Genomic DNA, 14,174 nt, shown 5'->3' with positions numbered 1-14,174 from the left:
GAAGTCCGACAACAGCGCCATCGGCGCCGTTTCCGACGCTCTCGGCCTCGGCGCTGCCAAGGTTGACACCGCATCGACGGCCGTCACCAGCGCGATCGATATCGTTGGCCAAATCAAGGACAAGCTTGCAACCGCCATGGAAGGCTCGGTCGACAAGAAGTCCGTTCAGGAAGAAATCGGCCAGCTGCAGCAGCAGCTTCAGAGCGTTGCCCAGTCGGCTTCGTTCAACGGCGAAAACTGGGTCATGGCCGCAAACAACGGCTCGGCTTCGGTTGTTTCCTCGTTCATCCGCGGCACCAACGGCACCGTTTCGGTCAGCACGACGTCCTATGCCTTCAACACTGGCGCAACCGGCAATGTTCTGTTCGGCGCCAATGCAGACGGCACGATCAACACGTCTTCGGGTATCCTCGGCACGCAGGACAGCACCGTCAACGCTTCGGTCTTCAGCCTCGACATTAGCAGCATGACCTCCGGCCAGATCTCCAGCGCGCTCAACATGGTTCAGACCGCTCTGAACTCGATGACCAGCCTGGGTTCGAAGCTCGGCTCCATCTCCAGCCGTATCGACCTGCAGACGAGCTTCGCTTCCTCGCTGTCCGACTCGATCCAGTCGGGCGTTGGCAAGCTGGTTGACGCCGACATGGAACAGGAATCGAGCAAGCTGTCCGCTCTGCAGACGCAGCAGCAGCTGGCCATCCAGTCCCTGTCGATCGCCAACTCCTCGACCCAGTCGATCCTGTCGCTCTTCCGTTAATAGGAAGCGCCAACGCCACGCGTTGGTCGAAAATCCTAAACAACAAGTTAACCGCGCCTATCTAAGGCGCGGTTTTTTTTATATTTTTCGGCTAAACGCGGTTCAGCTTTTCTTAACTATATTGCTGTTTCTTAGGACCATCGAAGCGGCGAGTTAACCTTAACGAATTTGGTTAATAGGCATGATGCTGAATGCCGTTACCGGTTTAGGTCCGGAATGTCCCTTATTCAACCACTGCCAAAGGGGCAAATATCATGACGAGCATTCTTACCAACAACGCCGCAATGGCTGCTCTCCAGACGCTGCGTACCATCGGCTCGAACCTGCAGGACACGCAGAACGCCGTTTCTTCCGGCCTGCGCATCTCCAAGGCTTGAAGTCCGACAACAGCGCCATCGGCGCCGTTTCCGACGCTCTCGGCCTCGGCGCTGCCAAGGTTGACACCGCATCGACGGCCGTCACCAGCGCGATCGACGTCGTCGGCCAGATCAAGGACAAGCTTGCAACCGCGATGGAACCGTCGGTCGACAAGAAGTCCGTTCAGGAAGAAATCACGCAGCTGCAGCAGCAGCTTCAGAGCGTTGCCCAGTCGGCTTCGTTCAACGGCGAAAACTGGGTCATGGCCGCAAACAACGACTCGGCTTCGGTTGTTTCTTCGTTCATCCGCGGCACCAACGGCACCGTTTCGGTCAGCTCGACGTCCTATGCCTTCAACACCGGCGCAACCGGCAACGTTCTGTTCGGCGCCAATGCAGACGGCACGATCAACACGTCTTCGGGTATCCTCGGCACGCAGGACAGCACCGTCAGCGCCTCGGTCTTCAGCCTCGACATCACCAACATGACGGGCGGCCAGATCTCCAGCGCGCTCAACATGGTTCAGACCGCTCTGAACTCGCTGACCAGCCTGGGTTCGAAGCTCGGCTCCATCTCCAGCCGTATCGACCTGCAGACGAGCTTCGCTTCCTCGCTGTCCGACTCCATCCAGTCGGGCGTTGGCAAGCTGGTTGACGCCGACATGGAAGAAGAATCGAGCAAGCTGTCCGCTCTGCAGACGCAGCAGCAGCTGGCTGTTCAGTCCCTGTCGATCGCCAACTCCTCGACCCAGCAGATCCTGTCGCTCTTCCGTTAATAGGAAGCGCCAGCACACGTTGGCCAAACAGGAAAACGACCTTGCCGCGCCTTCTCCGGAAGGCGCGGTTTTCGTTTTGCGCGACGCCGCAATCCGGCTGCGAGCCTAGAGCGGTTCAGTTTTTCATGGAATCTCTGAGCCGCTCTATCTCTGTGGTGTCACGCAATCCCGGACGGAAAACCGCTGCGCACTTTTCCTGGAATTGCTCTAAAGCGTGCTGCCCGCCCTTCGCCTGATGGCATCGACGAAGCCATCGAACAGCTTGCGCATGGCAACCTGCTTGTAGGGATAGACAATAGGGTCGTCCATATTGTGGACCACCATTGCCACGTCGAGCTCGAATACCAGCAGGCGACCGTCAGGAAGCTCCGCGCAGTCGATGCCGAAATAGTCGAGTTTGATATGACGACAGAGCGCTGCAAAACTCTCTTCGTGACGAACGGCGAAATCGCGATCGAAATCTTCCATCCATGCCTGTTCGACAGCCCGTTTTGCCGCACTCTGGCCCATCCCGGCACTCAGATAGTGCACGATCCAGTGGTCGGAGAGCGCCATGTGGCTGGCGAAGGCCTTGCCATCGATGAATACGACGCGCTGCTTGTTGTAGTAGCCGTCGGCCCCGCGGAAATCGATGAAGGGTGCCACGTAAAGCTCGGATGCCGGCTGTGCTGCGAGAAAGGCTGCCAGTTCGGCCGGATCGGAGACGCGCTCCATTCCATTGCCGGCATGTGTGCTGAGCGGACGCACGACCAGTGGGAAGGCCAGGCCGGGGGCGCAGTCTTTCAGCTGCTTGGCGCCGGCGCCGACGGCTGCGAGATCGTCACGCGATATGCGATGGGTGGTGGGGGAGAGGATCGACGATTCGTTTGCCAGCATTCCGCTCACCCCGTCGCGCGTGAGCCTTGCGATCAGTTCGGGATTGCGGTTCATCACCAGACCGTCGAACTTGGCAAGGAGCCCCTGCATATGGGCAAGTAGGGGCGCGTTTTCAGTTGACTCTCCGATTGCCATGAAGGCGACGTCATGCTCCGGCAGACCGATGAGTGCAGAGGTTTGCAAATCGACATAGCGCAGCCACAGCACGCAATCACTGCCCGCCAGCAGAAAATCCAGCGGCGTATTGGCCATGAAATCGCCTTCGGTGACGAAGGCCAAAAGGCGCGGCCCGGTTCCGTTGCCGTGGACGACGCGGAAGTCCCGCCGCAGCTGCACGGCGTTCTTCAGGATCTGGCGTGCCTCTTCGGTACGGCCGAGCGTTTGCAGGATGATCGCCAGGTCCATGAGTGCGGCCGCATCGGTCGAATCGGCCGTCACGCGCTGCATGAGCTCGTTCCATAATGGCGTCACGTCGCGGCCGGCATAGACGAGCGAGACGATTCTCTGCATGCCGAGAATTCGGGAGGCGTCCGGCATATTGGTCGAAGCCGGTTCGATGCCTGGGGCTTTGGTCATCAGCATTGGGGGAGATCCTGTCGGGAGCCGATTGTCAAAACGCTATGAACGAGCTCGTCGATATCCGCGTGTCGCGTGCGATGGTTCACGATCGCGGCGCGGATTGCCGGCTGTCCGTTCAGATGGGTCAGGGATGGAGCGACGCGGCCTTCGGCATGCAGCCGCTCGACGATCTGGGAGTTGACGAATGCAGGTACAGTTCCATCCTCGCCGACATAGGCGAAGCAGACGATATTGAGCGCGACCGGTGCGAGCAATGTCAGCCGAGGCTCCTGTTCGATGCGCTCGGCCAGTCTATGGGCCAGCCGGCAGTTGGCGCTTATGGCGTCTCCGAGAGCTTTGACGCCGTAGGTTTTCAGCGTGAACCAGGTTTTCAGCGCCCTGAAGCCGCGCGACAGATCGGGACCGTAGTCGCAGGGCCACCAGTCTCCGCCTGCAAGCCCGGTGGCTGCGCGGCTGAGATAGGCGGCATCCGAAGCAAAGGTCTGCCGCTGCCATTCGCTGTCGCGCACGAGCAGGAAGCCGGCATCGTATGGCACCTGGCCCCATTTGTGGAAATCGAAAGCGAGCGAATCGCAACTGTCGATCCCTGCGAACAGATGCGCAAGGTCGGGGCTCAACACGCCGAGTGCGCCCAGCGCGCCGTCGATGTGAAAGTGAAGATCGTAGCTGTCGGCGATATGTCGCAAACCGGCGAGGTCGTCGACGGCGCCGGTATTGACCGTTCCCGCACTGCCGATGACGAGGAACGGCACAAGACACTCCCGTCTGTCTCGAAGGATCGCCTGTTCCAGCGCGCTGATATCGATCTGGCCAAGGTTATTGACGGCAATGCGCCGGAGCTGAGTGCTGCCGATGCCGGACATTTCGAACGCGCGGGGAACACAGCCATGAACCTCGTTCGAGGCATAGGCGACGAGCCGGGATTCGTCGGACAGACCGGTTGCGCGCACATCGCGGCCGAGCTTCCGGCATCTGGCGATCTGCACCGCGACGAAATTGGCCTGCGATGCGCCGGTGAGGAAAATGCCGCCTGCCGTTTCCGGAAAGGAGAAGATCTCGCGTGTCCACCGGATGATCTGACGCTCGACTTCGATCGGCATATGGTCGCGTCCGCCGAGATTGGCATTCAACCCGCCGGCGAGCATTTCGGCTAGCATGCCGGTAACCGTGCCGCCGCCCTGGACCCAGCCCATGAAACCCGGATGAATATTGCCGCTGCCATAGGGGAGGATATTTTCCCGAAAAATGGCGTGGACATCGGCCAGGTCGCTCGCTTCGACCGGCAGCGGCGCATCGAACAGGGCGCGGGCGGAGGCGGGGGCGTGCTGCCAGACCGGCTTTGCTCCGAGCGTCTGGAGATGATCGAACATGTCATCGAGCATCTGGTGACCCTGCCTGCGCAGAGCCTGCCAGTCGTCGGGATCGAGGCTTGTTCGCTCTTGGCGATCAACCGCCGCCCATCCGGCGTCCTGCAAACTGAACATCTCAACCTCGCATATGGCCGCTGGTGCCGGCATCATCGCCGGGACGCTGCAGAAGACGGCCGTCTTCGTCCGACATTGGGCGGATAGCGGCTATCTACGATGCCGAAGGTGGCGCGAGGCTGACTTGCGGTACTTGCTGCGCGTCAAACGATGATATCCAGCTGGAAAGCGGCATGTCGACGCACGCCGCGCGGATAGGCCTCCCTCGAGTTCAATGAACGGTAGTGCAGGCGATGGCACGATGCCCGACGGCCATTTAACGGAAACGATGATTTCGTTAACTTTTGTGGCCACCATTAATCTTTTATTAACCCTATTCCTGTCAGTTGCAGCTAGCGCAACGGTTGGTTAACCTCCCCTAAGAGGCGGTTAACAAGCATGAGGCTGATTGCCGTTCCCGGCCGCAGACCGGAATGTCCCTTCCAAATTCAGCCATAAGGGGCACTTTTCGATGACCAGCATCCTTACCAACGACGCGGCAATGTCCGCCCTCCAGACCCTGCGCTCCATCAATACGAACCTGCAGGATACGCAGAGCCGCGTTTCCTCGGGCTACAAGGTGGCCAAGGCAGCCGACAATGCCGCCTATTGGTCGATCGCGACTACCATGCGATCCGACAATAGCGCGCTTTCAGCCGTCTCGGACGCATTGGGCCTAGGCGCGGCAAAGGTCGACACCGCCTATACGGCAATGGACAACGCCATCACGGTCGTTCAGCAGATCAAGGACAAGCTCGTCGCGGCAACGGAAAACAGCGTGTCGAAGGCCGACGTCCAGGAAGAGGTCACGCAGCTGCAACAGCAGCTGGAGAGCATTGCGCAATCCGCATCCTTCTCCGGGCAGAACTGGATGTATGCGGTCGATGGCGCCTCCGCCTCCGTCGTCTCCTCCTTCGTGCGCAACAATGACGGTACGGTTTCCGTCAACAGCACCAGCTACGCCTTCGATACCAGCTCGCAGGGCAACGTCCTGTTCGGCGCGAACAGCAGCGGGACGATCGATACGAGCTCGGGCATCCTCGGTAGCAAGCAGACCATCAGCGGCAACGACTATTCCGTCTTCAGCCTCGATATCACCAACATGACGAGCGGCGATATCGGTTTGGCGATGAACCTGGTGCAGGGTGCCCTCAACGCCATGAACAGCACGGCTTCGCAGCTCGGCTCTCTCTCGACCCGCATCGATCTGCAGACGAGCTTCGTCTCCACTCTGCGCGATACCATCGATTCCGGCGTCGGCAAGCTCGTCGACGCGGATATGGAAGAAGAATCGAGCAGGCTCTCGGCGCTGCAGACCCAGCAGCAGCTGGCCATCCAGTCGCTGCAGATTGCCAACACGAGCGCGCAGAATGTTCTTGCTCTCTTCAAGTGAGCCTTGACTGGAGCTTGCGTTGAAATGGCGCGGCGGCTTTTCCCTCTTGTCGCCGCGTATAAGCTTTTGTTAACGTTGCCGCTAATTGATTTGCAGTCTCTGCGTAGATCCGGCTCCGTTCTCCTTCCAAGCGATTGCCGGATCGCGCTTTAGCGACGGGCCGCGCTGGGATATCTCCCGCTGGTGGGCATGAGGCCAATCGTTGCTGCCGGATCGGTCCGGCTTGCCAGTCCCAATGGAACTACGGATTTTCAGATGAGCAATGTGACGACGAATCCCACCACGTCGGCGGCGCTGACCGTGTTGCGCGGTATCAACAAAGATCTCGATGTCGTGCAGCAGCAGGTCTCGTCCGGTTACCGCATTCAGACGGCGAGCGACGATCCTACCTATTGGTCGATGGCGACCACCATGCGCTCGGACCAGAGCAGCCTTTCCACGATTACGGACGCGCTAGGCCTCGGTGCCTCCAAGGTCGATACCGCATCCACCGCCATGGATACGGTCGTCAGCCTGCTGACCCAGATTCAGTCCAAGCTGGTTTCGGCAAAGGAGCCAGGCACCGACAAGAACGCTATCAACTCCGACATCCAGCAGCTCAAGAACCAGCTGCAATCCGTCACTCAGTCGGCATCCTTTTCCGGCGAGAACTGGATCTATAATACGGAGCAGCAACCCTCCACCCAGCAGTCGGTGATCAGCAACTTCACGCGTGGAACGGGCGGCCAGATCAGCTTCACGACGATCAGCTATGACAGTTCCCAGACCTTGATGGTCGATACTGTCAAACCCGAGCGGGGTTTGTTGACGAAGAATGTTGATGCAAGCGCCTTCGATACGTCGGGCAACAGCACGCCTCGCAATTATTACCTCCTCTCCGCCACCGGCGGCACGACGCCGACGGGCGGAACCGAGATCGCCCTATCGAGCAGCACGACCGATGACGAACTGACTGATATGATCAATGTCACCAACTCGCTCCTGAAGTCGGCAACATCGGCGGATTCGACATTGGGTCTGATGAAGTCGAACATCGACGATCAGTCGGATTATATTTCCAAGCTCAGCGATGCCATCAAGAGCAGCGTCGGCGATCTCGTCGACACGAATATGGAAGAGGCTTCTGCCCGGCAGAGCGCCCTGCAGACGGCGCAGCAGATGGGTGTTCAGGCACTGTCGATCGCCAATAGCATGGCGAGCAAGGTGCTGATTATCCTCCAGTCGAAATGATTGTCGGGCGGCGCCGCCGATCGGCAATACCGCATCGCATTCATCCTCGCACAAGTTTGGCTGCCTACGGTCCTTCGCAGTGGCTTGGCTGCACAATGTGCCGGTGACATTGGTCCCGGAAGGTGCTGCCTGAGGACGGAAACCGGAAGCGTGATGATCGACGTTTTGAGAATGGGAATGGATCGGCCGGCTGTCGGCATCGACTTGCAGCGTCTCTGCGGCGCGAATGGGGAGATGCGCGCGTGAGCTTGACACTGTCCCGATATCTCAAGGATTTCAGCGCCGAACAGGCTCCGCCGCCCCATGTCGAGGATATGGCGTTTGCGGAACCGGTCGAGTTTGCCGAAAGCCCGTTCGAGCCGCCCGTTGATGTCGAGGCCGAGCGCTGTATCGCCTATGCGGAAGGGCATGAGGCGGCGACGCAGGAACTGACGCAAAAGCATCAGGCCGAGATCGATGGCATGGCCCAGTCGTTTCGCGCCGAAATGGATGCGCTGCGGATACGCTACGAAGAGCAGGCGGCGGAAAAGATCGCTGCGGATATGACGCGCATCGCGACGATGCTCGGGCAGGCGATCAGCACCGAAGCCGCCGCCATTCTTGCGCCGATCATGACCGAGACGCTGACGGCCAAGGCCGTTGCCGATCTTGCCGAACTGGTCAGGGCCGCGATCCTCGACGGCAGCGCCGGGCCGATCTCGGTCAGCGGTCCGCGCCATCTTTTCGAGGTCCTTCACGATCGTCTCGGCGATGACGGCGCGTTATTGCATCATGTCGAGGCCGACGATGTCGATCTCACCGTTGCGATCGGCGAGAGCGTTCTCGTGACCCGTATGTCCGCCTGGGCCGCTAGCCTGAAAGAGATCCTGAAATGAACGACGGCGATCAAAATCAAGGCAAGCACGAGATTATCATCGTCAAACGCCGCGGCGGCGATCACGAAGGCGGCCATGGGGGCGCGTGGAAAATTGCCTATGCCGACTTCATGACGGCGATGATGGCCTTCTTCCTTGTCATGTGGCTGGTGAACGCCGCCAACGAGGAGACGAAGGCCTCGGTGGCCTCCTATTTCAATCCCATCAAGCTTGCCGACGAGAAGCCGACGGAAAAGGGCCTCAAGAAGCCGGTCGATCAGGCTCAGGGCGAAAAGAATCAGCAGAAGTCCGACAAGCCGCAGGAAAAGCCGAATGACGGCAAATCGGCCAAGACCGGTGAGGACCTGACCTCGACATCGGGCGATCAGACGAATTATTCCGAAGCGGATTTCTTCGAGAATCCCTATTCGGTCCTGGCCGAGATCGCACAGGAAGTCGGTCAGCAGGCCAATGTCAGCGCCAAGGGCGAGGGTGGGGCGGCTCAGTCGGGTCCAGCGACCGGTGCCGATGGCGGCCAGGCCTATCGCGATCCGTTCGATCCGGATTTCTGGACCAAGCAGGTGCAGGTTTCCAGCGCATCGAAGAAGGCGAACGAGGAACAGTCCGCCAAGTCGGATCAATCGCCTAGGGGCGAAGTCATCGCTCTGTCGAAGGCGACGGCTGCAGATACCGGCCAGCCGGCCGATCAGCCGCAGACGCCCGAACAGCAGCCGACGGTGAGCCAGCAGCAGGCGGCCGGCAAACAGCAGGACAAGCAGACGCAGCCTCAACAGGTCGCCAAGGCCGCAGCGCAGAGCGACGCCTCCGCGCCTGAGGACAATGCCGCTTTGCCGGAGAACAAGGATGTTCAGCCGACGAAGGCGCAGCAGCAGGAAGCCAAAGATCTGCAGCAGACCATCCAGGCCGAGATCAAGGGTGTTGCCGGTCAGCTGGCCGAAGGGCTGCAGGTCAGCGCCGCGGAAGGCGGCGTGCTCGTAACGATCTCCGATCAGACCAACGATCCGATGTTCAATATCGGTTCGGCGGTTCCCCGGCGCGAAATGGTGCTGGCGATGGAAAAGATCGGAAAGATCCTGGCGGAACGCAAAGGATCGATCCTGATCCGCGGCCATACCGACGGACGCCCCTATATGGTCGGCGGTCGCAATGATAACTGGCGCCTGTCGCTCGATCGCGCCCAGAGCGCCTATTACATGCTGACGAGCGGCGGGCTGGACGAGAAGCGGATCGTTCAAGTGTCCGGTTTTGCGGACAGGCGTCTGAAACTGCCCACCGATCCTTTCAACGATGCCAACCGCCGTATCGAGATCCTGATCGCTAACCCCTCGAACCAAGCGGCGACGGATCCCGCGGCTTCGGGAACGCAGGCTCCTGCGAAGCCCGCTTCAGGCAAGAGCAAGCCGAGCCAAGGCAAGCAGGGATAGTCCATGGCGCGCAAACAGCATCGTCATCACCTTGCGCTCACGCTCACTCTCGGCATGTTGATGCCAGGGGGTGCAAGCGCTGAGGGGCAGGACAACCTGCCGCTCTACAAGATGCTGCGCTCGCTTGAATTCGTCCAGGATTCCGTTGTTGCGGGCGACAGTTTCGCCGGAGAGATGCAGCGCTTTCTACTCGCCACCATAGACGAGCGCTTGCGCAATGCGGACAAATCCATATTCGAGGACAACCGTAACGTCGATGCGGCCCTGATCTACACCATGAGCGGCGGCAATCCCGAAACGCTCGAATATCTGATGTCGCGTGACGTCAATGGCAATTTCGACAATCGCGTTGCGGATGTTCTAAGGAAATACCTGAACGGCAAGGGTCTGCTCGTCGTCAACACGCTTGTCGATATCTCCAAGGAATATCGCGACAAGCCGATCGGCCCCTACCTCTCGTTGGTTGCCGGCAATGTCATGTCGGGCAAGAACGCCAAGGCCGCCTTACCGCTTTACGACTGGGCGCGGCTGATGGCGCCCGGCACGATCGTCGAGGAATCGGCGCTACGCCGCTCGCTGGCTCTCTGCGCCGATGCAGGCATGGTGCCGCAAGGGCTCGATTATGCGCAGCGTTATACGCGGCGCTTCCTGCACTCGCCCTACGCCAGCCAGTTTGCCGATCTTTTCGTGCAGCTGGTGGTGGATCACGATTCCGATGTCAAGCAACAGGACATCATCGACATCCTGTCCTTCATGGACCCGCCGAGACAGCGGGAGATCTATCTGCGCATGGCGCGCCGTGCCGCGATCGCCGGCAAGGCCGATCTTGCCGCGCTGGCGGCCAACCGCGCCCAAGCGATCTCCAATGACGGCGGCGATGCCTTCGGCGCGCTGGCGAACTTTTATGGCGGCGTGGCGGGCATATCCACGCCTGAATGGAAGTCGGCGATCAACGATGTGAACCAGATGCCGGCGGGCGAACTGAATGCGCGCGACCGGGCTCTGCGCGACGCCGCAAAGGCTGTGGCGGCGGAGATACTGCGCACGCCCGACGCTGCAAGCCTCGGGCAAGGCAATGTTCCTAACTTGCCCAACCAACAGAAGACTGAACACGATGCTGCTGTGACGAATCAAGCGGGAGGCCAATCTCCCGGCACGGCGGGTGTTGAGCAGGGAGCCCCGGCAAACGCGGCTCCCGCCCCGGAAGGAGGGCGGCAGGAGGCCGACTCTTCGTTCAACGCATTCGTCACGACGAGCCGCTCGAAGCTGGATGCCATCGACGGCCTGTTGAAGCAGGAAAGTCATTGATATGAACGACATCGGTGTGTCTGGCGCCTCATCGGGGGCGGATATTCTTGCTGTTGCCAAAGGCACTCGCTCACCAAAACAGGATGACGGCAAGGGTTTTATCGATGCTCTGACCAGTTCGCTCGGTAATGGACGCAAATCGGCCGGCTCGAATACCGGAACTGACGTGGCGACCGATGCGAACACGACAACCGGTGACAATGCGGATGACGACACTGGCGCGGTGAAGACTGCAGCGAGCAATCTCGCCGCGATAACCCTCACCATCGATGACAGCGCCAATGCCGGAGTTGGAATGATCGATACGTCCGGAGCCAATCTCGCCAATCCCGCCGGCCTTGCCAAGGGTGCGAAAGCTTCGCAGCCCGCCGGTGTCGCCTCGCTCTCGAAATCGCTGATCGAGTTGCAGAAGGCAGCCTCCGCCGCTGCCGAAGGCGAAGCGACCCCTGCTGATGGCGCTCAGCCGGCCGCAGTCGCCGATCCCACCGCGCCGACGATTGACGCCGGCAAGATGCAGGTGCCCCCGACAGCGCTCGATCAGCTGGCCGAGATCGCTCAGCAACTGGCCGATGTCGCGACGACTGACGGTCAGACGCCGCCGGTCAAGGGTGACGGTAAGATGCCCGCCGTGAAGGATGCAAAGGATGTCCAGTCCACGGATGATGGTAAGTCTGCATCGACGCAAGGCAGTCAGCCGGCCAATACGATTTCCGATGCATTGTCGCTGTTGAACGTTGCGCAGCCCATTGTTGCGACGCAGGTTAGCACGACCCAGGCCAGCACGACGCTGGCGGGCAAGGCAACAGACGATGCCAAGATCCAGACATTGCCATCAGGCAAAGCTGCCCTCGCGGACGATGCCTCGGACACGGCCTTGACGCTGCCAGATGACGGCAAGGGAGCTGATGCCGCGCAAACATTCCGCCTGACGCGGGCGGATGGCCGTGGCAGTGCGCTCGACCTGTCGATCAGCAAGAGCGGCGATGACATTGCCGATGTCAAAGTCGGTGCTGCTGCGGGCGGCGATGCGGTGGCCGTCACCGTGCTGGATTCGCGCCGCTATCTCGGGCTTGCCGCCAATTCCAACTCGGCACTGGTTGCTGGAACCCTGGCGGGCGACCACGAATGGTCGGCGGCGATGCAGCCAGGCTCGGCGCTCTCCAATGCCGCGAACCTGACCAGCACCGGCAAGGTTGTCAATACGCTGAAGATCCAGCTGCGCCCCGACAATCTCGGCGACGTGACGGCAACCATGCGGCTCTCCGGAGACCAGCTGAGCGTCGATCTGAAGGTTCAGACGAGCGAAGCCTACAGGCAGCTTCACGCCGATCAAAGCCGCATGGTCGATGCATTGCGCGCACAAGGCTATCAGGTCGACAATATCACCGTCTCCATGGCGTCCAATGCCGACCAGCAGTCGGATGGCGGCCGCAATTCCGGATCGAACCAGCCACAGCAGCAGTCCCTTTTGAACCAGGGACAGGGGGGCGACGCACGCCCCAGAGGCCAGAACTATTCAGGGCAGCAGGCAAATGGAAACGATGGCAATCGCAGTTCGGGTGAGCGCGGTGTTGAGGACAGCGCTGCTGGTGGCGTGCAGCGTTCTCGCTCTGGGGCGGTTTACCTCTGAGGCGCATGCCTCGGGCAATCCGGCACCGCCTGACAATGGTGCCGCAGGTCTTTGCGAACGCGAAATCCAGTCTGCCGCCGCGAAATACGGAGTACCGGAAGGGATTCTTTATTCGGTAGGTCTGACGGAAACGGGTCGCAAGGGATCGCTCTATCCCTATGCTCTCAATGTCGAGGGGCGTCCGATCTTTCCGCCATCAGAGGACGCCGCCCTGCAGGTATTCGCCACCGCACGGCAGAACGGGGCAAAGCTTATCGATGTCGGCTGCATGCAGATCAATCAGTATTTCCACGGCGAAAACTTTACATCCGTCAACGCCATGTTCGACCCACGTAGCAATGTCGAGTATGCCGCAAAGTTTCTCCGCAATTTGCATGACAGGCATGAGACCTGGACGATGGCGGTAGCTAGATACCATGCTGGCCCGAACAATGACCCCGCTCAGAAGGTCTATGTCTGCCGCGTCATCGCCAATCTGGTCGCCACAGGCTATGGGAAATGGACGCCCAATGCGGCGACGTTCTGCCGGGAGTAAGCACTTATAAGTTGCATATCCTTTCCGGTTAGCCGGCACTAACCCAATCGAAGCGGTTGACTGCCGTCGATTTGCCTAAAATGCGCATGTTAATAATACGTCCGCTAACAACTTTTTTATCGGTGTAAAACGCCGATCACCTACTATATCTAGTGCAAATCGCCCCTACAAAGTTAATCAATTATTAATTTCTGCCACTCATTTCCGACAGTTGTTCGTGATTCGCCCGATTCGTACCCATAGATCATCGAAACACCACACTGATTCGGAGGCGGACGAATGATCGTAGTGGTTGATGAGCGAGAGCTCGTTAAGGACGGATATACATCACTGTTTGGACGCGAGGGCATCCCTTCGACGGGATTTGATCCGCGTGAATTCGGCGAATGGGTGACGACGGCAGCAGAGGGTGATATTGCTGCCGTGGAAGCCTTTCTGATCGGACAGGGTCAGCAGGTGCATGAGCTTCCAAGGGCGATTCGCGACCGGACGACAGCACCTGTTATCGCGGTGAGCGACCAGCCCTCGCTGGAAGCCACGCTTGCACTTTTCGATTGTGGCGTCGACGATGTTGTGCGCAAGCCGGTGCATCCTCGCGAAATTCTTGCCAGGGCCGCGGCGATCCGCCGCCGCTTGAAGGCGATCAGCAACTATACCGATATCGGCCCCATTCGCGTCTTTGCAGATGGCCGCGATCCGGAAATCAACGGTTCCGTATTCGCCTTGCCGCGCCGCGAGCGCCGCATCCTCGAATATTTGATCGCCAATCGCGGTCGCCGTGTGACGAAGACCCAGATCTTCAACGCCATCTACGGCATCTTCGACGAGGAAGTCGAAGAGAACGTCGTCGAAAGCCATATTTCGAAGCTGCGCAAGAAGCTGCGCAAGAAGCTCGGCTTCGACCCGGTCGATTCGAAGCGCTTCCTCGGCTACTGCATCGACTGGAGCTGATGCTCCGGTCGCGCATCCCCG

Annotated in this window: 11 protein-coding genes and 1 pseudogene; 10 read left to right on the top strand and 2 right to left on the bottom strand. The window is 59.8% G+C overall.

Features of this window, described 5'->3' with window-relative positions; all coding sequences use genetic code 11:
- Both PH558_RS33410 and PH558_RS33405 read left to right on the top strand, forming a co-directional pair.
- The coding region (locus PH558_RS33410; RefSeq protein ID WP_285208483.1) for a flagellin at positions 1-757 on the top strand (757 nt) is incomplete at its 5' end.
- A 254-nt stretch (positions 758-1,011) separates the two neighbouring features.
- A pseudogene (locus PH558_RS33405) lies at positions 1,012-1,889 on the top strand (flagellin).
- Between the two features lie 207 nt (positions 1,890-2,096).
- On the opposite strand, the gene PH558_RS33400 reads toward PH558_RS33405, so the two are convergent.
- The gene (locus PH558_RS33400) at positions 2,097-3,347 is read right to left on the bottom strand and encodes a glutathione synthase (RefSeq protein WP_095433952.1); all 1,251 of its coding nucleotides are present in this window, start codon (positions 3,345-3,347) and stop codon (positions 2,097-2,099) included.
- Complete coding sequence (locus tag PH558_RS33395; RefSeq protein ID WP_285208482.1) at positions 3,341-4,828, bottom strand: pyridoxal phosphate-dependent decarboxylase family protein; 1,488 nt, start codon at positions 4,826-4,828, stop codon at positions 3,341-3,343. The genes PH558_RS33400 and PH558_RS33395 overlap by 7 nt, the downstream gene beginning before the upstream one ends.
- A gap of 451 nt (positions 4,829-5,279) precedes the next feature.
- On the opposite strand from PH558_RS33395, the gene PH558_RS33390 reads away from it, so the two are divergent.
- From PH558_RS33390 to rem, 8 genes are all read left to right on the top strand, one after another.
- Positions 5,280-6,200 (top strand): flagellin N-terminal helical domain-containing protein, encoded by a 921-nt coding sequence (locus PH558_RS33390; RefSeq protein ID WP_095433953.1) that lies wholly within the window; start codon positions 5,280-5,282, stop codon positions 6,198-6,200.
- 255 nt (positions 6,201-6,455) lie between these two features.
- Complete coding sequence (locus PH558_RS33385; RefSeq protein ID WP_285208481.1) at positions 6,456-7,430, top strand: flagellin N-terminal helical domain-containing protein; 975 nt, start codon at positions 6,456-6,458, stop codon at positions 7,428-7,430.
- A 242-nt stretch (positions 7,431-7,672) separates the two neighbouring features.
- Positions 7,673-8,305, top strand: coding sequence for a hypothetical protein (locus PH558_RS33380; protein WP_285208480.1), 633 nt, complete (start codon positions 7,673-7,675; stop codon positions 8,303-8,305).
- Positions 8,302-9,729 carry a MotB family protein gene (locus PH558_RS33375; protein WP_285208479.1) on the top strand — a complete coding sequence of 476 codons (1,428 nt, stop codon included), beginning with the start codon at positions 8,302-8,304 and terminating at the stop codon, positions 9,727-9,729. The genes PH558_RS33380 and PH558_RS33375 overlap by 4 nt, the downstream gene beginning before the upstream one ends.
- 3 nt (positions 9,730-9,732) lie before the next feature.
- Positions 9,733-11,037 carry a chemotaxis protein MotC gene (gene motC / locus PH558_RS33370; protein ID WP_285208478.1) on the top strand — a complete coding sequence of 435 codons (1,305 nt, stop codon included), beginning with the start codon at positions 9,733-9,735 and terminating at the stop codon, positions 11,035-11,037.
- 1 nt (position 11,038) lies between these two features.
- The gene (gene fliK, locus PH558_RS33365; protein ID WP_285208477.1) at positions 11,039-12,667 is read left to right on the top strand and encodes a flagellar hook-length control protein FliK; all 1,629 of its coding nucleotides are present in this window, start codon (positions 11,039-11,041) and stop codon (positions 12,665-12,667) included.
- Entirely contained in the window at positions 12,579-13,202 is a 624-nt protein-coding gene (locus tag PH558_RS33360; protein WP_483314223.1) for a lytic transglycosylase domain-containing protein, read from the top strand. Before fliK ends, PH558_RS33360 begins: the two co-directional genes overlap by 89 nt.
- Positions 13,203-13,481: 279 nt before the next feature.
- On the top strand, positions 13,482-14,153 hold the full coding sequence (gene rem, locus PH558_RS33355; protein ID WP_095433960.1) for a transcriptional activator Rem: 672 nt from the start codon (positions 13,482-13,484) through the stop codon (positions 14,151-14,153).
- The last annotated feature ends 21 nt before the right edge of the window (positions 14,154-14,174 follow it).

The sequence above is a fragment of the Rhizobium pantanalense genome, assembly GCF_030182525.1.
Classification (GTDB): Bacteria; Pseudomonadota; Alphaproteobacteria; order Rhizobiales; family Rhizobiaceae; genus Rhizobium.
The sequence above is the reverse complement of the archived record's forward strand: the minus strand, read 5'-3'. Positions and strand labels throughout refer to the sequence as shown.

Bases quoted from the DNA above. Each gene is read 5' to 3' on its own strand.
- PH558_RS33385 (WP_285208481.1), top strand. From the start codon at position 6,456: ATGAGCAATGTGACGACGAATCCCACCACGTCGGCGGCGCTGACCGTG.
- fliK (WP_285208477.1), top strand. From the start codon at position 11,039: ATGAACGACATCGGTGTGTCTGGCGCCTCATCGGGGGCGGATATTCTT.
- PH558_RS33390 (WP_095433953.1), top strand. From the start codon at position 5,280: ATGACCAGCATCCTTACCAACGACGCGGCAATGTCCGCCCTCCAGACC.
- PH558_RS33375 (WP_285208479.1), top strand. From the start codon at position 8,302: ATGAACGACGGCGATCAAAATCAAGGCAAGCACGAGATTATCATCGTC.
- motC (WP_285208478.1), top strand. From the start codon at position 9,733: ATGGCGCGCAAACAGCATCGTCATCACCTTGCGCTCACGCTCACTCTC.
- PH558_RS33360 (WP_483314223.1), top strand. From the start codon at position 12,579: ATGGCAATCGCAGTTCGGGTGAGCGCGGTGTTGAGGACAGCGCTGCTG.
- PH558_RS33395 (WP_285208482.1), bottom strand. From the start codon at position 4,828: ATGTTCAGTTTGCAGGACGCCGGATGGGCGGCGGTTGATCGCCAAGAG.
- rem (WP_095433960.1), top strand. From the start codon at position 13,482: ATGATCGTAGTGGTTGATGAGCGAGAGCTCGTTAAGGACGGATATACA.
- PH558_RS33400 (WP_095433952.1), bottom strand. From the start codon at position 3,347: ATGCTGATGACCAAAGCCCCAGGCATCGAACCGGCTTCGACCAATATG.